Source organism: Pseudomonas sp. PDM13 (assembly GCF_025685765.1).
Lineage (GTDB): Bacteria > Pseudomonadota > Gammaproteobacteria > Pseudomonadales > Pseudomonadaceae > Metapseudomonas > Metapseudomonas solani.
On sequence record NZ_JAOTQU010000004.1, the window covers coordinates 184,160 to 202,409 of the forward strand.

An 18,250-nucleotide genomic window follows, 5' to 3' on the forward strand; every position below is an offset into this window, starting at 1 on the left:
TACAGTAACAGCTTGTATCCACTGGAAAAAGGGCTGGCCCCAGGCCGGATGGCCAGCATTTTGACTACACTTCGGGAAAACGTGCAGGGGTTCCTATCTTGGGTTCACGTAGCCATGGTTTGCAGTCATGGATCGACAGGCTCAATCAGGCGGATTTGCCCGCTCTCGCCGCGGTGGTGCAGGACCTGCACAAGCTGGCGCAACACGACAAGGCGTCGGTCCAGCAGTTGGCCGACGTGCTCTTGCGCGACGCCGCGCTCACCTCCAAGGTGCTGCGGGTCGGCAATAGCGTTTATTACAACCCCTCCCAGGAGACCATCCGCACCATCTCGCGGGCCATCGTGCTGATCGGCTTCGACAACGTGCGGCTGATCGGTCTCTCGCTGTCGCTGATCGACGGCCTGCTCACCCGCGCACCGCGCGAGCAGCTGCAGGAGCTGCTCGCGCGTTCCTTCCACGCCGCCGTGCAGGCACGCAACATCGCCGGCTACGTGCTCACCCGGGACCAGGAAGAGGTGTTCATCGCCGCCTTGCTCTACCACCTGGGCGAGCTGGCCTTCTGGGGCTGCGGCGGCGAACAGGCCGATGAGCTGGCCAGTGCCCTGGCACAGCCGGGTGCCGATGAGGACGAGGCGGTGCGCCAGGTGCTGGGCACCAGCTTCCGCCAGCTCAGCGGCGGTCTGGTGAAGAGCTGGAACCTCGGCGAGATCGTCGCCCTGGCCCAGGGCGGCGGCGCGCAGAACGACCCGTCGGTGAAGGCCGTGAACCTCGGCGTACGCATCAGCGAGGCGGCCCTGGAAGGCTGGGATTCGGCACAGATGGGCAAGCTGGTGCAACAGTTGGCGACCTTCATCGGCGTCACCCCCGAGGAGGCCATGCAGCAGGTGCTGGCCAGCGCCGACGAGGCGGTGAAGGTGGCGGCGACCTTCGGTGCCAGCAAGCTCTGCGCGCTGATCCCCAACACCGACCCCGAACTGCTGTTGCAGCAGCAGGCCCAGCGCAAGGCGCGGCTGCTGCAGCCCGACCTGCTGTTGATGCAGCAAGCCCTGCAGGACCTGGGGATGATGGTGTCGAGCAGTGCCGATGTCGGGCTGATTCTCGACACCCTGTGCAAGGGCCTGCACCAGGGCGTCGGGCTGGAGCGGGTGATGATCGCCGTGCTCGCCGACCGCCAGACCCGCTTCCGCGCCAAGCGGGCGGTGGGCGAGGGCAGTGCGCACTGGCTCACCGAGTTCGAGCTGCCGGCGGAGTTGCCCGAGCAGCCGCACCTGTTCAGCTACGTGCTGCGCAGTCGCGAGGCGTTGTGGATGGGGATTCCGGCGAGCTACAGCCTCAACGAGCTGGTCAGCCAGCCCATGCGCCGCTGGTTCGGCCAGGGCATGTTCTTCGTCGCGCCGCTGCGCGCGGGCAGCCGGGAGATCGGGGTGATCTACGCCGACTGCCGGCTATCGGGCAGGGCCCTGAAGCATGAACAGTTCGTCGCCTTCCAGCGCTTCGCCCAGCTGGCCGGGCGCTGCCTGGAGGCGCTGAGCAAGGGTCAGGGCAGATAGAGCGTGAGGGTCTGGCCCGGCTTGAGGGCGTGGCCGCTGCGTGGGTTCCAGCGCTGCAGGTGCTTCATCTCGACCTTGAAGCGCTTGGCGATCACATAGAGCGAGTCGCCTTCCTTGACCTTGTAGTAGGTCACCGCATCACGGCCGGGCTTGTCGATCGCGGCCACCATGCGCGCGGTGCTTTTCGCGCTCGGCTGGCCGGGGGCCTGCAGGGCCAGGCTCTGGCCGACCTTCAGCGAATTGCCGGAGAGGCGGTTCCAGCGCTTGATATCACTCACGTCGACCTTGGTCTGCTTGGCGATCTGCCAGAGGTTGTCGCCGCTCTTCACCTTGTAGGTACGGGCCGTTGCGCTCGGGCGCTCCTCGGCACGGGCCAGGTTCTGGAACAGCGGCTGGGTCGGCTTGACGCCCGGCTCCACGGGGATGCTCAGGGCTTGGCCCACGCGCAGGTGGTTGCCGGAAAGCCCGTTGATCTCCTTCAGGGTGTTCACCGTCACGTGGTAACGGTTGGCGATGCCGTGCAGGCTGTCGCCGTTGCGCACCTTGTACTCCTGCCATTCCACCAGGTCCTGGGGCTTCATCAGCGACAGGTTGGCGGCCAGCAGCTCGGCCTTCTCGGTGGGCACCAGCAGCTGTTGCGGGCCATCCACTGTGATGCGTTTCTTGAAGGCGGGGTTGAGCTGGTACAGCTCGTCCTCGTCCACCTGGGCCATGGCGGCCACGCGGGAGAGGTCCATGCGCTGCTTCAGCTCGACCACTTCGAAGTAGGGCTCGTTGGCGATGGGGCTGAGGTTCACACCGTAGGCTTCGGGCGCGCCCACCACCTGGGACAGGGCCAGCAGCTTGGGCACGTAGTCGCGGGTTTCCTGGGGCAGCGGCAGGTTCCAGTAGTCGGTGGGCAGGCCCAGCTTCTGGTTGCGCTCGATGGCGCGGCTCACCGTGCCTTCGCCGGCGTTGTAGGCGGCCAGGGCCAGCAGCCAGTCGCCGTTGAACATCTCGTGCAGGCGGCCGAGGTAATCCATGGCCGCGTTGGTGGAGGCGGTGATGTCACGGCGGCCGTCGTACCAGCTGGTCTGGCGCAGGTTGAAGTGGCGGCCGGTGGACGGGATGAACTGCCACAGGCCCACGGCATCGGCGCGGGAGTAGGCGAAGGGGTTGTAGGCGCTCTCGATCACCGGCAACAGGGCCAGTTCCAGCGGCATCTTGCGCTCTTCGAGACGCTCGACGATGTAGTGGATATAGAGGCTGCCGCGTTGGCTGGCGTTCTCGACGAAGGAGGGGTTGCTGACGAACCACAGGCGCTGCTGCTCGATGCGCGGGTTGACGCCGATCTCGTCCTGCAGGGCGAAGCCCTTGCGCATGCGCTCCCAGATGTCCTGGGGTTCGCGCACTTCGGCCGGTACTTCTTCCAGCCACTGGGTCTGTTGTTGCATGCCGACGGCAAGGTCGGTGTCCTGGCCCGCGTCCTCGGGCTTGTGAACGGCGCTCTGGCAGCCCGCCAGCGCAGCGGCACACATCAGCACGAGCACCCGGGAGGCTCGAACCAATGCGTCTAGATCAAGGGTTTGGTACGACTTGGACGGCATTGGTCAGGGTGCTTTTCCGGGCAAAAAGGTCGGGCGATTCTAGGAACCGACCCGGGAGTGGTCAAGTTTTCACCAGCTCAACTGTGACCTGGGAGGGGTTTCAGAAGCCGTCTTTCCATGCCCGGAGGACGGCAAAAACCTGTGCGGGTGCGGGGTTATGGCTGCCGGCCCGCTTGTCGGCTATTTCTTTTACGGATGTTTCATTCACCCGCAGGAAGGGGTTGGTCAGGCGTTCCAGGCCGATGGTCGAAGGCAGGCTGATGCCGTCCTGCTCGCGCAGCCGGGTGACAGCCTCGAAGCGCTGGGCGATGTCGGCGTTGTCGGGCTCCACGGCGCGGGCGAAGCGCAGGTTGCTCAGGGTGTATTCGTGGGCGCAGTAGACCAGGGTCTCCACGGGCAGCGCGGCAAGGCGGGCGAGGGCGGCCTGCATGTCCACCGGGTTGCCTTCGAACATGCGCCCGCAGCCGGCGGCGAACAGCGTGTCGCCGCTGAACAGCAGGGGGCGGCTGGCGTCGGCGTGGAAGAAGGCGATGTGGCCCAGGGTGTGGCCGGGCACATGGATGACGCGGAACGACAGGCCCAGCACCTGCACCTCGTCGCCTTCATCCAGGGCCAGGTCGCGGCCGGGGATGCGCTCGTTGGCCGGGCCGAGCACCCGGGCGCCGGTGGCGGCCTTGATGCGCTCGACGCCACCGACGTGGTCGGCGTGGTGGTGGGTGATGAGGATGTCCGACAGGGTCCAGCCGGGGTGGGCGTCGAGCCAGGCCAGCACCGGCGTCGCATCGCCCGGGTCGACCACGGCGCAGCGGCGTTCGGTCGCATCCTGCAACAGCCAGATGTAGTTGTCGGAGAAGGCACGCAAGGGGTCGATCTGTATCATGATCCGGTCGCCAATCAGTACGCAAAGGAGCATCTTAGGGCTCCCATGCAGGAGATTTCCATGACCGAGCAAGCCTTCGCCCAGGCCGATCCTGCCTGGATCGAGCTTATCGACGATGCCCGCGCCTGGTTCGAAGGGCCGCTCGGTGGCCTGATGCTGTTCGAGGAGCAGCGCCTGCTGGAGGACGAACTGGCGCGCTACTTCGGTGGCTACCTGGTGCACTACGGCCCGCGCGCCGAGCTGCCGCCGGGCGCGAAGCAGATCCAGCGCAGCGTGCACCTGGGCGCGCCGCTGTCCGGCGTCGAGATCGTCTGCGAGGAAAATGCCTGGCCGCTCAGCGAGCACGCCGCCGATGTGGTGGTGCTGCAGCACGGGCTGGACTTCTGTCTGTCGCCCCATGGCCTGCTGCGTGAAGCCGCGCGCAGCGTGCGGCCCGGCGGGCACCTGCTGATCGTCGGGGTCAACCCCTGGAGCCCCTGGGGCCTGCGTCATTACTTTGCCGGTGATGCCCTGGGCAAGGCCCGCTGCATCTCGCCGACACGGGTTGCCGACTGGCTCAACCTGCTGGGCTTCGCGCTGGAGAAACGCCGCTTCGGGTGCTATCGTCCGCCGCTCGCTTCGGCAGCCTGGCAAACGCGCCTGGCACGGCTGGAGCGGTGGGGCGGTGCCGGGCAATGGTTCGGTGCCGGCTTCTATCTATTGGTGGCGCGCAAGCTGGTGGTCGGCCTGCGCCCGCTGCGTCCGGCCCGACGCGAGCCCATGGGCAAGCTGGTGCCGATGCCGGTGGCCAAGGTCAGCCGGCGCGATTCGAAACACGAGGCTTAAGTGACCGATCAAGTCGAGATGTACACCGACGGCGCCTGCAAGGGTAACCCCGGTCCCGGTGGCTGGGGCGTATTGCTCGTCTACAAGGGCGTCGAGCGCGAGCTCTGGGGCGGCGAACGCGATACCACCAACAACCGCATGGAGCTGATGGCCGCCATCAGTGGCCTGGCCGAGCTCAAGCGGTCGTGCAAGGTGCGCCTGGTGACCGACTCCGAGTACGTGATGCGCGGCATCCGCGAATGGATGCCCAACTGGAAGAAGCGCGGTTGGAAGACCGCCGCCAAGCAGCCGGTGAAGAACGCCGACCTGTGGCAGATGCTCGACGAGCAGGTGAACCGCCACGAAGTGGAATGGCAGTGGGTCCGCGGCCATACCGGTCACCCGGGCAACGAGCGCGCCGACCAGTTGGCCAACCGGGGTGTCAGTGAGCTGAACGCCCGCTAGAATGCCGCCTGCGGCGTTCTTCCTTCTATATATAGAGCCACTCATTCACGGGCCCGAACATGCGTTATGTAGTACTGGATACCGAAACCACCGGCATGCCGGTGACCGATGCTCACCGCATCATCGAGATCGGCTGCGTCGAGCTGGATGGCCGCCGCCTCACGGGGCGTCACTTCCACTATTACCTGCAGCCCGATCGTGAAGTGGACGAGGGCGCCATCGCGGTCCACGGCATCACCAATGAATTCCTGGTGGGCAAGCCGCGCTTCAAGGACATCGCCGACGAATTCTTCGAATTCATCAAGGGCGCCGAGCTGATCATCCACAACGCGGCGTTCGACATCGGCTTCATCAACAACGAGTTCGCCCTGCTGGGCCAGAGCGATCGCTCCGACATCGCCGAACATTGCGGCGTACTCGACACCCTGATGATGGCCCGCGAGCGCCACCCGGGCCAGCGCAACAGCCTGGACGCCCTGTGCAAGCGCTACGACGTCGACAACTCCGGCCGCGACCTCCACGGCGCACTGCTCGACGCCGAGATCCTCGCCGACGTCTACCTGGCGATGACCGGTGGCCAGACCAACCTGTCCCTGGCGGGCGAGGGTGCCGACGATGGCGGTGGCCGCCCCGTGGCCAGCCCCATCCGTCGCATCAGCGGCCGTGCACCGGGCCGCGTGCTCCTCGCAACCGAGGAAGAGATCGCAGCCCACAAGGTGCGCATGGGCGTGATCGAGAAGTCCGCCGGCGCCCCGGCGCTCTGGGTGCAGATGGAGCAACCGGCCACGCCGGAAGCCTGAGTCGGTCGAATTCCAGGGGCGCGACCTTTTCGTACAGGCTGGGGCAACCGGGGTTCCGTCGACTCCGGTGAGCTTCTACCCTGAGGGCACAGGCGGGACCGACCCCGCCGCCCTCGGGAAGCCTGCATGTACAAAGACCTGAAGTTCCCCATCCTCATCGTCCACCGCGACATCAAGGCCGATACGGTCGCCGGTGATCGCGTGCGCGGCATCGCCCGCGAACTGGAGCAGGACGGTTTCGTCATCCTCTCCACCGCCAGTTCCGCCGAAGGCCGCATCGTCGCCTCCACCCACCACGGCCTGGCCTGCATCCTCGTCGCCGCCGAAGGGGCAGGCGAGAACCAGCGCCTGCTGCAGGACGTGGTCGAGCTGATCCGCGTGGCCCGGGTGCGCGCGCCGCAACTGCCGATCTTCGCCCTGGGCGAACAGGTGACCATCGAGAACGCCCCGGCCGAAGCCATGGCCGACCTCAACCAGCTGCGGGGCCTGCTCTACCTCTTCGAAGACACCGTGCCCTTCCTCGCCCGCCAGGTCGCCCGCGCCGCGCGCAACTACCTCGAAGGCCTGCTGCCGCCGTTCTTCCGCGCCCTGGTGGAACACACCGCGCAATCCAACTACTCCTGGCACACGCCCGGCCACGGTGGTGGCGTCGCCTACCGCAAGAGCCCGGTGGGGCAGGCCTTCCACCAGTTCTTCGGCGAAAACACCCTGCGTTCGGACCTCTCCGTCTCGGTGCCCGAGCTGGGCTCGCTGCTGGACCACACCGGCCCCCTGGCCGAAGCCGAGGCCCGCGCCGCGCGCAACTTCGGCGCCGACCACACCTTCTTCGTGATCAACGGCACCTCTACCGCGAACAAGATCGTCTGGCACTCCATGGTCGCCCGCGACGACCTGGTGCTGGTGGACCGCAACTGCCACAAGTCGATCCTCCACTCGATCATCATGACCGGCGCCATCCCGCTCTACCTGAGCCCCGAGCGCAACGAACTGGGCATCATCGGGCCCATCCCCCTGAGCGAGTTCAGCCGCGAATCCATCCAGGCCAAGATCGACGCCAGCCCACTGGCCCGGGGCCGCGCGCCCAAGGTCAAGCTGGCGGTGGTGACCAACTCCACCTACGACGGCCTCTGCTACAACGCCGAGCTGATCAAGCAGGCGCTGGGCGACACCGTTGAGGTGCTGCACTTCGACGAGGCCTGGTACGCCTACGCCGCCTTCCACGAGTTCTACGACGGCCGCTACGGCATGGGCACGGCGCGCAGCGAGGAAGGCCCGCTGGTGTTCACCACCCATTCCACCCACAAGCTGCTGGCGGCCTTCAGCCAGGCCTCGATGATCCATGTGCAGGACGGCGGCGCCCGCCAGCTGGACCGTGACCGCTTCAACGAGGCGTTCATGATGCACATCTCCACTTCGCCCCAGTACGGCATCATCGCCTCGCTGGACGTCGCCTCGGCGATGATGGAAGGCCCCGCCGGCCGCTCGCTGATCCAGGAAACCTTCGACGAGGCCCTGAGCTTCCGCCGTGCCCTGGCCAACGTCTGGCAGACCCTGGATGCCAAGGACTGGTGGTTCGATATCTGGGAGCCGCCCCAGGTGGAAGGCGCCGAGGCGGTGGCCACCGGCGACTGGGTGCTGGAGCCCGGCGCCGACTGGCACGGCTTCGGCGAGGTGGCGGACGACTACGTGCTGCTCGACCCGATCAAGGTCACCCTGGTCACCCCCGGGCTCAGTGCCGACGGCAAGCTCGGCGAGCAGGGCATCCCGGCGGCGGTGGTCGGCAAGTTCCTCTGGGAGCGTGGCCTGGTGGTGGAGAAGACCGGTCTCTACTCCTTCCTCGTGCTGTTCTCCATGGGCATCACCAAGGGTAAATGGAGCACCCTGCTCACCGAGCTGCTGGAGTTCAAGCGCTCCTACGACGCCAACGCCCCGCTGACCAATGCGCTGCCCTCGGTGGCCCGGGCCGATGCCGCCCGCTACCAGGGGCTGGGCCTGCGTGACCTCTGCGACCAGCTGCACGCCTGCTACCGCGACAACGCCACGGCCAAGGCCATGCGGCGCATGTACACCGCGCTGCCGGAGCTGGCCATCAAGCCGTCGGAGGCCTATGACAAGCTGGTGCGCGGCGAGGTCGAGGCGGTGCCCATCGAGCAGCTGCAAGGGCGCATCGCCGCGGTGATGCTGGTGCCGTACCCGCCGGGCATCCCGCTGATCATGCCGGGGGAGCGTTTCACCGCACAGACCCGCTCGATCATCGACTACCTGGCCTTCGCCCGGACCTTCGACAGCGCCTTCCCCGGCTTCGATTCCGATGTCCACGGCCTGCAGCACGACGACAGCCCAACGGGGCGCTGCTATACCGTTGATTGCATAAGGGAGTGACGAGCCGGGGGCGCGATGAGCGAGCAGAAACCGGCGGGCAGGTCCGGCACCATGGGGTTCTGGACCTGCACCGCGCTGGTGGTGGGCAACATGATCGGCTCGGGGGTCTTCCTGCTGCCCTCCAGCCTCGCCGCCTATGGCGGGCTGAGCCTGTTCGGCTGGCTCATCTCCAGCACCGGGGCGGTGATCCTGGCGCTGACCTTCGCCCGCCTGGCCCGGCTCAACCCCGCAGCCGGCGGGCCCTACGCCTATACCCGTGACGGCTTCGGCGCCTTTGCCGGCTACCTCTGCGCCTGGACCTACTGGAAGGCCGCGTGGATCGGCAACGCCGCCATCTCGGTGACCCTGGTGGGCTACCTGCAGGTGTTCTTCCCCGCCCTGCGCGACCCGGTGCTGACGGTGACCACCGCCATCGGCGCCATCTGGCTGTGCACCCTGATCAACCTGCGTGGCATCGGCGCCTTCGGCCTGGCGCAGAACATCCTCACCGCTCTCAAGCTGATCCCGCTGCTGCTGGTGGGCATCCTCGGCTGGTTCTCCTTCCACCCGGAATACCTGCGCATCCCCGAGGTCAGCGAGCTGCCGCCCGGCTCCGGCGGCTATGCCAAGGCCATCGCTACCACGGCGGCGCTGACGCTCTGGTCCTTCATCGGCCTGGAGTCGGCGACCGTGCCGGCGGACCACGTGCGCGACCCCAAGCGCACCATTCCCCGCGCCACGGTGTTCGGCACCCTGGTCGCCGCCGCCGTCTACATCCTCTCCATCACGGCGGTGCAGGGCGTGCTGCCGCCCGAGGTGCTGATGCGCTCCACCGCGCCCTTCGCCGATGCGGCGCGGGTGCTCATCGGCGACTGGGGCTACCACCTGGTGGCGGCCGGCGCGGTGATCGCCTGCCTGGGCGCGCTCAACGGCTGGGTGCTGCTGCAGGGGCAGATCCCCATGGCCACCGCACGCGACGGGCTGCTGCCCGAATCCCTGGCCAAGACCAACAAATACGATGTGCCGGCCAACGGCCTGCTGATTTCCGGCGTCCTGGTCACCGCGCTGGTGCTGGTGGACGGGCGTGGCGACCTGGTGGACGTGTTCAACGTGATCATCCTGCTCGGCACCATGACCGGCGTCGTGCCCTATGCCTTCTGCACCGCCGCGTTGCTGCAGCAACTGGCGGTGCAGCCGGGGGATTTCTCCGCGCGCGAGCGCGGCCGGCTGGTGGCCATCGGCGTGCTCGGCTTCATCTACTCGATCTGGGCGCTGTACGGCACCGGCGAGCAGGCGATCTTCTGGGGCTTCCTCGTGCTCATGGCCGGCATCCCGCTCTACACCTGGCGGCAATGGCGCAACCGGGTGCACCGGGATGCCCTGGCCACGCGCCTCTGAGCCCCGTTGCAAGCGGCTTCTATCTGCCATGGCGTGTCCTGCATCACAGAGGCCGTCTTCGACTTTTCACCCGCGCTTGTTATAGTTGCGGGGTTTATTCCCCAAGAATTTTCACGCATGCCAGCAGCAGAACTGGCGAGGATCGCGACGGTGTCCGACTACAAAGCTTTTCGTGTAGAACTGACAGACAAGATTGCCCACGTCGAGATCAATCGCCCCGAAAAGATCAACGCGATGAACGCCGATTTCTGGACGGAAATCATCGATATCTTCCGTTGGATCGACGAAACCGATGAAGTCCGCGTGGTGGTGCTGTCCGGCGCCGGCAAGCACTTCTCCTCGGGCATCGACCTGATGCTGCTGGCTTCGGTCGGCACCCAGCTGGGCAAGGACGTGGGCCGCAACGCCCAGACCCTGCGCCGCAAGATCCTCGAGCTGCAGGCCTCGTTCAATGCCGTGGACAACTGCAGCAAGCCGGTGCTCGCCGCCATCCAGGGCTATTGCCTGGGCGGTGCCATCGACCTGATCTCCGCCTGCGACATGCGTTACGCCACCCCCGATGCGCAGTTCTCCATCAAGGAGATCGACATCGGCATGGCCGCTGACGTCGGCACCCTGCAACGCCTGCCGCGCATCATCGGCGACGGCATGATGCGTGAGCTGGCCTTCACCGGTCGCACCATCGATGGCGAGGAAGCCCGCGCCATCGGCCTGGTCAACCGCACCTACGCCGACCGTGATGCGCTGCTGGAAGGCGTCTTCGCCCTGGCGCGCGAGATCGCCGCCAAGTCGCCGGTCGCCGTGCGCGGTACCAAGGAAATGATTCGCTACATGCGCGACCACCGCGTGGACGATGGCCTGGAATACATCGCCACCTGGAACGCAGCGATGCTGCAGTCCGCCGACCTGCGTGTGGCCATGGCCGCCCATATGAACAAACAAAAGCCGGAATTCGCCGACTGATGCTGTACGAGAACTCCGCGCGGGAGGCGCGCTAGACGCATGGTCACTGGAGCCACTTCCCTGAGCCTGGTGCGCGACGAGCTGTTCGCCACTATCGAACAGGCCGAACAGAGCCTCGAGCAGTTCATCGTCGAACGCGAGAACGGCAGCCTGCTGCAACAGGCTGTGGAAAGCCTGCAGCAGGTGCGCGGCACCCTCAACCTCATCGAACTCACCGGCGCCGAGCTGCTGGCCCAGGAAGTCCTGGACCAGGCGACCGACATCCCGGCCGGGGCTGGTGAAGAGCGCGACAGCCAGCTGGCCGCGCTCGCCAATGCGCTTTACGTGCTGCGCCGCTATCTGGAAAACGTCGACGCCCACCGCCAGGAAATGCCCGAGCTGTTGCTGCCGGCGATCAACGACCTGCGCCAGGCCGCCAACCAGCCGGCCCTGCCGGAAAGCTTCTTCTTCAGCGTGCGCCTGGACCAGGCGCGCGTGCCCGCTGCCGCCAACCTCCCCGAGACCGGTGCCCAGGACCTCCTGGCCCGTCGCCTGCGGCAGATGTACCAGGTGGGCCTGCTGGGCTTCATCCGCGAGCAGAACCCCCAGGCCAGCCTCAAGCTGATGGGGCGTGCCCTCGGTCGCCTCGACAGCCTCTACGCCATCGACCCCCGTGCGCGCCTGTGCTGGATCGGCGCCGCCGCCGTGGAAGCGGTGCTGGACGGCCAGCTGCTGCCGCGCAAGGCGCGCAAGCAGCTGTTCTCGCGCATCGACCGCGAGCTCAAGCAACTGCTCGCCAATGAACTCTACGAAGCGCCGCGCAACCTGCAAAAGGAACTGCTCTACCTCGTCGCCCTGGCCGATAGCCAGGGGCCGCGTGCCAGTGAGCTGCGTAGCGTCTTCGGCATGACCGCGCTGCCCTTCACCGACCACCTGCTGGAAGAGGAATACCAGCGTCTGGCCGGCCCGGGCCAGGCCGTGATGCGTTCCCTGTCCTCGGCCATCCGCGAGGAGCTGGCCAGCGTCAAGGACGTGCTCGACCTGATCGAGCGCGGCACCGCCCAGGTGGAAAGCTTCGGCAGCCTGCACGCCCTGCTGGGCAAGTTGGCCAAGACCCTCGGCATGGTCGGCCAGACCTCCGCCGCCAACGCCCTGCATGCGCAGCTGCCGGTGGTCGCCGGCTGGAGCGAGCAATCGCCGGCCGCCCCCGAATCCCTGCACAAGCTGGCCGATGCCGTGCTCTATGTCGAAAGCATGGTGGCCGACCTCGAGCGTGGCGAGCGTCGCGAGAACCGCCAGGCGGCGGCCCAGGCGATGACCGAATCGGAATCCTTCGCCCAGCACCAGCTGACCGAAGCGCGCATCGTGGTGATCGACGAAGCCCAGGCCGGCCTGGCCATGGCCAAGCGCGCCATCACCGCGTACCTCGAATCCAATGGCGACAAGCTGCACCTGGCCAACGTGCCCCTGACCCTGCAAGCCGTGCGTGGCGGCCTCTGGTTCCTCGGCCAGGAACGCGCGGCGGTGCTGGTGGGTGCCTGTGGCGACTTCATCCAGAAAGACATGATCGAAGCGCCGCAGATGCCCTCCGAGCAACTGCTGGAAACCCTGGCCGACGCCCTCACCAGCCTCGAGTACTACCTCGAAGGCGGCGGCGTGCTGCGCCCCGATGCCCAGCCGAGCGTGCTCGACCTGGCCGCTGAAAGCGTCCGCGCACTGGGCCTGTCGGTGGCGGCCTGATGGCCAACGAACGCTGGCAGCCCAGCTTGCTCGATGCTAGCCGCGCCGGTGGCTGGGCCCTGGCCCACTGCCGCCAGCAGTTCCTGGCCGATGGCAATGGCGTGCTGTTCCCCCGGGAATGGCTGAAGCGCCAGGACCTGCCGATCCTCTCCGAACACGGCATCGGCCACTTCGATGGCGATGAAATCTACCTGCTGGAACTGGCGAGCACCGCCGATGTGCCCGGCAGCGCCTGGGTCGGCTTGCGCCAATTGATGATGCAGGGCGACCCGGACACCTTCCGCATGCTCGGCTTCGCCACCCAGATCGGCACCTGGGCTGACCAGCAACGCTTCTGCGGCAGCTGTGGCGCGCGCATGCGCCAGGTCGCCGGTGAGCGGGCCATGCACTGCGAAAGCTGCGGCGTGCACCATTACCCGCGTCTGTCGCCGAGCATGATCGTGCTGGTGACCCGCGGTGACGAGCTGCTGCTGGCGCGCTCGCCGCGCTTCGTCAGCGGCGTCTACAGCACCCTGGCCGGCTTCGTCGAGCCGGGCGAGTCGGTGGAGCAGTGCGTGGCGCGCGAAGTGCGCGAGGAAGTCGGCGTGGAAATCGCCATGCCGCAGTACATCGCCAGCCAGAACTGGCCCTTCCCCCATTCGCTGATGCTCGGCTTCCACGCCGAATACGTCAGCGGCGATATCGTCCCGCAGCCGGGCGAGATCGAAGACGCCCAGTGGTTCTCCATCCACGACCTGCCGCCGCTGCCGGCGAGCAAGTCCATCGCGCGCTACCTGATCGACCTCTACCTGGCGCGCCGCCTGGGTCACTCAGAACCAGTGCTGCCAGGCTAGCCGCGCGGTCAGCGCCAACACCACGCAGATGAATACCGGGCGGATGAACTTCGCCCCGCCGCTGATGGCCGTGCGCGCGCCGAGGAAGGCGCCCGCCATCAGCGCGATGCCCATGCAGATGCCCAGCAGCCAGGCCACCTGGCCACCCACCACGAAGACCGCGAGGGCGACGCCGTTGCTGACGAAGTTCATCGTCCGCGCCACGCCGCTGGCACGCACCAGGTCGAGGGGATACATCAGCAGGCTGCTGACGGTCCAGAAGGCGCCGGTGCCTGGGCCGGCGACGCCGTCGTAGAAACCCAGGCCCAAGCCCTGGGGCCATTGGCGTCCACGGGGAATGGGCGCGTCGACGGCGTGCTGGGCATCCGGCACCTTGCCGAACAGCAGGTACAGGCCGCAGCCGAACACCACGGCGGGGAGCATCTGGTTCAGCCAGTGGGCCGGCAGCCAGTGGGCGATCACCGCGCCTATGGCCGCGCCCAGGGCGGTGGCGATCAGCGCGCTGCGCCACTTGGCCGGCTCGAACAGCTTGCGTCGGTAGAAGGTGTAGCTGGCGGTGGCCGAGCCAAAGGTGGCGCACAGCTTGTTGGTGCCCAGCACCAGGTGCGGCGGCAGCCCGGCGGTGAGCAGGGCGGGGATGGTCAGCAGGCCACCACCGCCGGCGATGGCGTCGATGAAACCGGCGAGGAACGCGACCGCCGCCAGCACCAGAAGGGTGACGGGGTCGACGGCGAAGTCGAGAGGGAAGGGCATAAATGCTCGATCTGTGTCCGATTGCGCAGCGCGGCAACTGGTCGCTGCGCCGGGAGGTCCGCATAATGCCGGCTATTTTGCACAGAAGGAAAGGGTTCCATGCAGTATGACGGCCTGGCCTGGGGCATCGCCCTGCTGGCTCTGCTTGCCGCGGTTGTGGCCGCGCGCATCCTCTTCGATCGCAGTTGGTTCCTCGGTTGGCTGCGCGGCACCCTCGGCCTGGGCTTCCTCGCCCTGGCGCTGCTGGTGGGCACCGTGGCCTGGGACCTGACCCGCTACGAGCCCCTGCACCCCGACAAGCCCATCGTCACCCTCAACTTCAAGGCCCTGGGCCCGCAGCGCTACGAAGTGACCCTGCTCGAAGGCGGCAACGAGCGCACGGTATTGCTGGATGGCGACCTGTGGCAGCTGGATGCGCGGATCTTCCGCCTCAAGGGCCTGGCCGAACTGATCGGCCTGCAGCCGGGCTACCGCCTGGAGAAGCTTTCCGGGCGCTTCCTCGCCATCGAGGAGCAGCAACTGGCCCAGCACGCCGAGGCCGAGCTGGCCGCCAGCCCCTATGGCATCGACCTGTGGCGCTGGCTGCGGCTCAACCAGCGCGACCTGTTCCTGTTCGACCCCCAGGCGCAGCGGGTGACCTACCTGCCCATGGCCGACGGCGCGGTCTACTCCGTCAGCCTCTCGCCCACCGGCCTGCTGGCCCAGCCGCTCAACCCGGTCGCCACCCAGGCGCTCAAGGACTGGCGCTGATCGCGTAGGGTCGCGCCGAGCGCAGCCAGGCCCAGCGTGCATGGGTCGGCTTCGCTGCGTTGGGCTTCGTACCTCAGCCCAACCTGCAGGTCGCCCAGAGCCCCATAAGGGCGCTCGGATGCAGAAAAGAAAAAGGGAGCCATTCAGGCTCCCTTTTTCATGGGTGGGGTTTCCTCAGGAGAGGAAGCCGCCGTCCACGTTCAGTGCCACGCCGGTGGTGTAGCTGGAGGCGTCGCTGGCGAGGTAGAGCACAGTACCGGCCATTTCGCTCGGGTCAGCCACGCGCTTCAGCGGGATGCGCTGCAGGGCGACGTTGAGGATGGCGTCGTTCTTGGTCAGGGCCGAGGCGAACTTGGTGTCGGTCAGGCCCGGCAGCAGGGCGTTGCAGCGGATGCCGAACTGCGCGCATTCCTTGGCGAAGACCTTGGTCATGCTGATCACGGCGGCCTTGGTCACCGAGTAGATGCCCTGGAACTCGCCCGGGGAAACGCCGTTGATGGAGGCGACGTTGATGATGCTGCCACCGCCGTTCTGCTTCATCAGCTTGCCGCCTTCGATGGACATGAAGTAGTAGCCGCGGATGTTCACGTCGACGGTCTTCTGGAAGGCCGACAGGTCGGTGTCCAGCACGTTGCAGAACTGCGGGTTGGTGGCGGCGTTGTTGACCAGGATGTCGAGGCGGCCGAACTGCTCGCGGATCTGCGCGAAGACGCTCTGGATCTGCTCCATCTCGCCGATGTGGCAGGCGATGGCGGTGGCTTTGCCACCCTCGGCGACGATGGCGTCGGCGACGGCCTGGCAGCCGTCGATCTTGCGGCTGGAGACGATCACGTGGGCGCCCTGCTGGGCCAGCAGCTTGGCGATGGCCTCGCCGATGCCACGGCTGGCGCCGGATACGAAGGCGATCTTGCCGTCGAGGTCGAACAGGTTGGTCTTGGACATGGGGTTCCCCTTGTTGTGAGCCGTGTTACAGCCGTGATTTGCCGATGACCTGCAGGCTCATCTGCTCCAGCAGCTTGTTCATGTGGATGAACTGTGCGAAGCGCTTGTCCTGGGTCTGGCCGTGGAAGAAGCGGTAGTAGATCTGCTGCACGATGCCGGCCAGGCGGAACAGGCCGTAGGTGTAGTAGAAGTCGAGGTTGGTGATCGGCGGCAGGCCGGCGCGCTCGGCGTAGTAGTCGGCGAACTCCTGGCGGCTCAGCATGCCCGGCAGGTGGCTGGGCTGGCGGCGCATCAGCTGCACCGGGGCCGGGTCGGCGGCTTCGATCCAGTAGGCGAGGGTGTTGCCCAGGTCCATCAGCGGGTCGCCGAGGGTGGTCAGCTCCCAGTCGAGCACGCCGATGATGTTCATCGGGTTGGCCGGGTCGAGGATCACGTTGTCGAAGCGGTAGTCGTTGTGCACGATCGCCGGCTTGTGGTGGTCGGCGGGCATCTTCTCGCGCAGCCAGGCCTTGACCGGCTCCCAGGTGGGGGCGTCGGGGGTCAGGGCTTTCTCGTAGCGGTCGCTCCAGCCGGAGATCTGGCGCTGCACGTAGCCTTCCGGCTTGCCCAGGTCACCCAGGCCGCAGGCGTTGTAGTCGACGTTGTGCAGTTCGACGAACTTGTCGATGAAGCTCTTGCACAGCTCGCGGGTCTTGGCTTCGTCGAGGCCCAGCTCGGCCGGCACGTCGGCCCGCAGGATCACGCCCTTGACCCGGTCCATCACGTAGAACTCGGCACCGATCACCGACTCGTCGGTGCAGTGCACGTAGGCTTTCGGGCAGTAGGGGAAACCGTCGTTGAGCTGGTTGAGGATGCGGAACTCGCGGCCCATGTCATGGGCGGACTTGGCCTTGTGGCCGAAGGGCGGGCGACGCAGGACGAACTCGCGCTCCGGGTATTCCAGCAGGTAGGTCAGGTTCGAGGCACCACCGGGAAACTGGCTGATGCGCGGCGTACCGGTCAGGCCGGGGATGTTGGCCTTGAGGTAAGGATCGATGGCCGCGGCGTCGAGCTCTTCGCCTTCGCGGATGCGGGTGGACTGATCAGTAAGCGTCATGCTTATCCCTTCTACTTATGATGAGGGCCCGAGACTATTCGCTAATCTAATGCCGCCCGGATGGCGTCACAAGGGCGAAGGGCCGTTATAGGCAGGCGTGTTGCAGCACAATCAAACTGCCTGATTAGCCCGGATTCACCTGCGCCGGGCGAAAAAAAACCGGAGCCCTGGGACTCCGGTTTTCTCTGTTCCTGGTCAGCTCGAAGCTTAGACCGGGAAGAGCTCGCCGAGCTTCATGGCGAGCATCATGTCGCCTTCGGCGCGCAGTTTGCCGCCCATGAAGGCCTGCATGCCGTCGGTTTCGCCGGTCATGATGCCAACCAGGGTTTCGGTGGACATGATCAGGGTGACGTTCGGGTTCGGGGCATCACCTTGCTGTACGTCGCAGGTGCCGTCCTTGACGACCAGGTAGTGGTTGTCGCCATCTTCGATGTTGAACTGGAATACCAGGTCCAGGCCAGCGGCGGCACCGGCGTTGAACTTGGACTGCATGTTTTTGACGATGTCAGCAACTGTGGTCATGGTTCTTTCCTTTATTTTCAGGTTTTTCTAGCGCCCCTTCTGGGGCGCAGTGGGCCGTGCTCATCGATAGGTGATGAGCTCCGGCGCCTTCAACAGTTCCAGATGCACATGACTGTTGAAGGAAGCTAGCGCCACTTCGCTGCCGCGGAACTTCAGGCGTGAGAGCGAAGTATTGACGATCTGCCAGTTGAGTTCGAATGCGCGGTCCGCCGGCACGCCGGCCACATGGTGGAGCAGGGCGGTGATGGTACCGCCGGAGGTGAAGACCGCGATGTTCTGTTTGCTTTCGGCGTGTTGCAGCACGCGCTCCAGCCCGCCCGCGACCTGGTCGTGGAAGGCCTGCCAGCTCTGCAGCTCGGCGTTGTCGTAGTCGCCGGCCACCCAGCGCAGCACCAGCTTGGAGAACAGGCGCTGGAACTCGGCGCGGTTCTGCGGGGCGTTGCGCATGATGTGCAGGGCTTCGGGCTCCTGCTCCAGCAGGCTGGGCAGCAGCGCGCGGATCACGGCGTCCGCATCGAATTCGTTGAAGGCCGGGTCGGTGTCCACGGCGGGGGCGTCCAGGCCGGCGGCGCGGAAGCGCGACAGTGCGGCTTCGGCGGTGTGCTGCTGGCGTTGCAGGCTGCCCGCGACGCAACGATCGAGGCGCAGGCCGAGGCTCGCGAGGTGATCGCCCAGTACTTCGGCCTGGCGAACTCCGACGCTGGAAAGCACGTCGTAGTTATCGGCGCCGAATGAAGCCTGGCCATGTCGGATCAGGTAGATGCTGCCCACGTACGCTGCCGTCCCGGGACGTTGAAAGTTTCGCGAGGTTATGAGGAAGCTCCGGGG

17 protein-coding genes are annotated in these 18,250 nt (G+C 66.5%); 10 read left to right on the top strand and 7 right to left on the bottom strand.

The window, feature by feature from the left end; translation table 11 throughout:
- The first annotated feature begins 98 nt into the window (after positions 1 to 98).
- On the top strand, positions 99 to 1,550 hold the full coding sequence (locus tag OEJ36_RS06295; protein ID WP_263400792.1) for an HDOD domain-containing protein: 1,452 nt from the start codon (positions 99 to 101) through the stop codon (positions 1,548 to 1,550).
- Here OEJ36_RS06295 and OEJ36_RS06300 read toward each other — a convergent pair.
- The gene (locus OEJ36_RS06300) at positions 1,538 to 3,136 is read right to left on the bottom strand and encodes a lytic transglycosylase domain-containing protein (protein ID WP_263400793.1); all 1,599 of its coding nucleotides are present in this window, start codon (positions 3,134 to 3,136) and stop codon (positions 1,538 to 1,540) included. The genes OEJ36_RS06295 and OEJ36_RS06300 overlap by 13 nt on opposite strands.
- A 100-nt stretch (positions 3,137 to 3,236) precedes the next feature.
- Complete coding sequence (gene gloB, locus OEJ36_RS06305) at positions 3,237 to 4,016, bottom strand: hydroxyacylglutathione hydrolase (RefSeq protein ID WP_263400794.1); 780 nt, start codon at positions 4,014 to 4,016, stop codon at positions 3,237 to 3,239.
- Between the two features lie 60 nt (positions 4,017 to 4,076).
- Between gloB and OEJ36_RS06310 the strand changes: the two genes are divergently transcribed.
- The 8 genes from OEJ36_RS06310 to nudC all read left to right on the top strand — a co-directional run bounded on the left by OEJ36_RS06310 (position 4,077) and on the right by nudC (position 13,359).
- Positions 4,077 to 4,841, top strand: a complete 765-nt coding sequence (locus OEJ36_RS06310) for a methyltransferase domain-containing protein (protein WP_031288618.1) — start codon at positions 4,077 to 4,079, stop codon at positions 4,839 to 4,841.
- Positions 4,842 to 4,859: 18 nt separating this feature from the next.
- Positions 4,860 to 5,285 carry a ribonuclease HI gene (rnhA, locus tag OEJ36_RS06315; RefSeq protein ID WP_371877105.1) on the top strand — a complete coding sequence of 142 codons (426 nt, stop codon included), beginning with the start codon at positions 4,860 to 4,862 and terminating at the stop codon, positions 5,283 to 5,285.
- A gap of 59 nt (positions 5,286 to 5,344) precedes the next feature.
- Positions 5,345 to 6,085, top strand: a complete 741-nt coding sequence (gene dnaQ, locus OEJ36_RS06320; RefSeq protein WP_021221794.1) for a DNA polymerase III subunit epsilon — start codon at positions 5,345 to 5,347, stop codon at positions 6,083 to 6,085.
- A gap of 126 nt (positions 6,086 to 6,211) precedes the next feature.
- Complete coding sequence (locus OEJ36_RS06325) at positions 6,212 to 8,467, top strand: arginine/lysine/ornithine decarboxylase (RefSeq protein WP_263400795.1); 2,256 nt, start codon at positions 6,212 to 6,214, stop codon at positions 8,465 to 8,467.
- A 15-nt stretch (positions 8,468 to 8,482) separates the two neighbouring features.
- On the top strand, positions 8,483 to 9,844 hold the full coding sequence (locus OEJ36_RS06330; protein WP_263400796.1) for an amino acid permease: 1,362 nt from the start codon (positions 8,483 to 8,485) through the stop codon (positions 9,842 to 9,844).
- Between the two features lie 150 nt (positions 9,845 to 9,994).
- Positions 9,995 to 10,807: a crotonase/enoyl-CoA hydratase family protein gene (locus tag OEJ36_RS06335; RefSeq protein ID WP_021221791.1), complete on the top strand. Its 813-nt coding sequence runs from the start codon at positions 9,995 to 9,997 to the stop codon at positions 10,805 to 10,807.
- A 39-nt stretch (positions 10,808 to 10,846) separates the two neighbouring features.
- Entirely contained in the window at positions 10,847 to 12,526 is a 1,680-nt protein-coding gene (locus OEJ36_RS06340) for a hypothetical protein (RefSeq protein ID WP_043243318.1), read from the top strand.
- The gene (nudC, locus tag OEJ36_RS06345; RefSeq protein ID WP_021221789.1) at positions 12,526 to 13,359 is read left to right on the top strand and encodes an NAD(+) diphosphatase; all 834 of its coding nucleotides are present in this window, start codon (positions 12,526 to 12,528) and stop codon (positions 13,357 to 13,359) included. The genes OEJ36_RS06340 and nudC overlap by 1 nt, the downstream gene beginning before the upstream one ends.
- Here the strand turns inward: nudC and OEJ36_RS06350 are convergent.
- A complete protein-coding gene (locus OEJ36_RS06350; RefSeq protein ID WP_021221788.1) occupies positions 13,336 to 14,112 on the bottom strand; it encodes a TSUP family transporter in 777 nt (258 codons plus the stop codon). The genes nudC and OEJ36_RS06350 overlap by 24 nt on opposite strands.
- 99 nt (positions 14,113 to 14,211) lie before the next feature.
- Here OEJ36_RS06350 and OEJ36_RS06355 point away from each other — a divergent pair, with 99 nt between their 5' ends.
- A complete protein-coding gene (locus tag OEJ36_RS06355) occupies positions 14,212 to 14,862 on the top strand; it encodes a hypothetical protein (RefSeq protein WP_021221787.1) in 651 nt (216 codons plus the stop codon).
- A 174-nt stretch (positions 14,863 to 15,036) separates the two neighbouring features.
- On the opposite strand, the gene OEJ36_RS06360 is transcribed toward OEJ36_RS06355, so the two are convergent.
- The 4 genes from OEJ36_RS06360 to OEJ36_RS06375 all read right to left on the bottom strand — a co-directional run bounded on the left by OEJ36_RS06360 (position 15,037) and on the right by OEJ36_RS06375 (position 18,193).
- Positions 15,037 to 15,804: an SDR family oxidoreductase gene (locus OEJ36_RS06360; protein ID WP_263400797.1), complete on the bottom strand. Its 768-nt coding sequence runs from the start codon at positions 15,802 to 15,804 to the stop codon at positions 15,037 to 15,039.
- A 25-nt stretch (positions 15,805 to 15,829) separates the two neighbouring features.
- Positions 15,830 to 16,900, bottom strand: coding sequence for a phosphotransferase family protein (locus tag OEJ36_RS06365; protein ID WP_263400798.1), 1,071 nt, complete (start codon positions 16,898 to 16,900; stop codon positions 15,830 to 15,832).
- 207 nt (positions 16,901 to 17,107) lie between these two features.
- Positions 17,108 to 17,422 carry an SCP2 sterol-binding domain-containing protein gene (locus tag OEJ36_RS06370; RefSeq protein WP_021221784.1) on the bottom strand — a complete coding sequence of 105 codons (315 nt, stop codon included), beginning with the start codon at positions 17,420 to 17,422 and terminating at the stop codon, positions 17,108 to 17,110.
- A 60-nt stretch (positions 17,423 to 17,482) separates the two neighbouring features.
- Complete coding sequence (locus OEJ36_RS06375; RefSeq protein ID WP_184488021.1) at positions 17,483 to 18,193, bottom strand: histidine phosphatase family protein; 711 nt, start codon at positions 18,191 to 18,193, stop codon at positions 17,483 to 17,485.
- Positions 18,194 to 18,250: the final 57 nt, after the last annotated feature.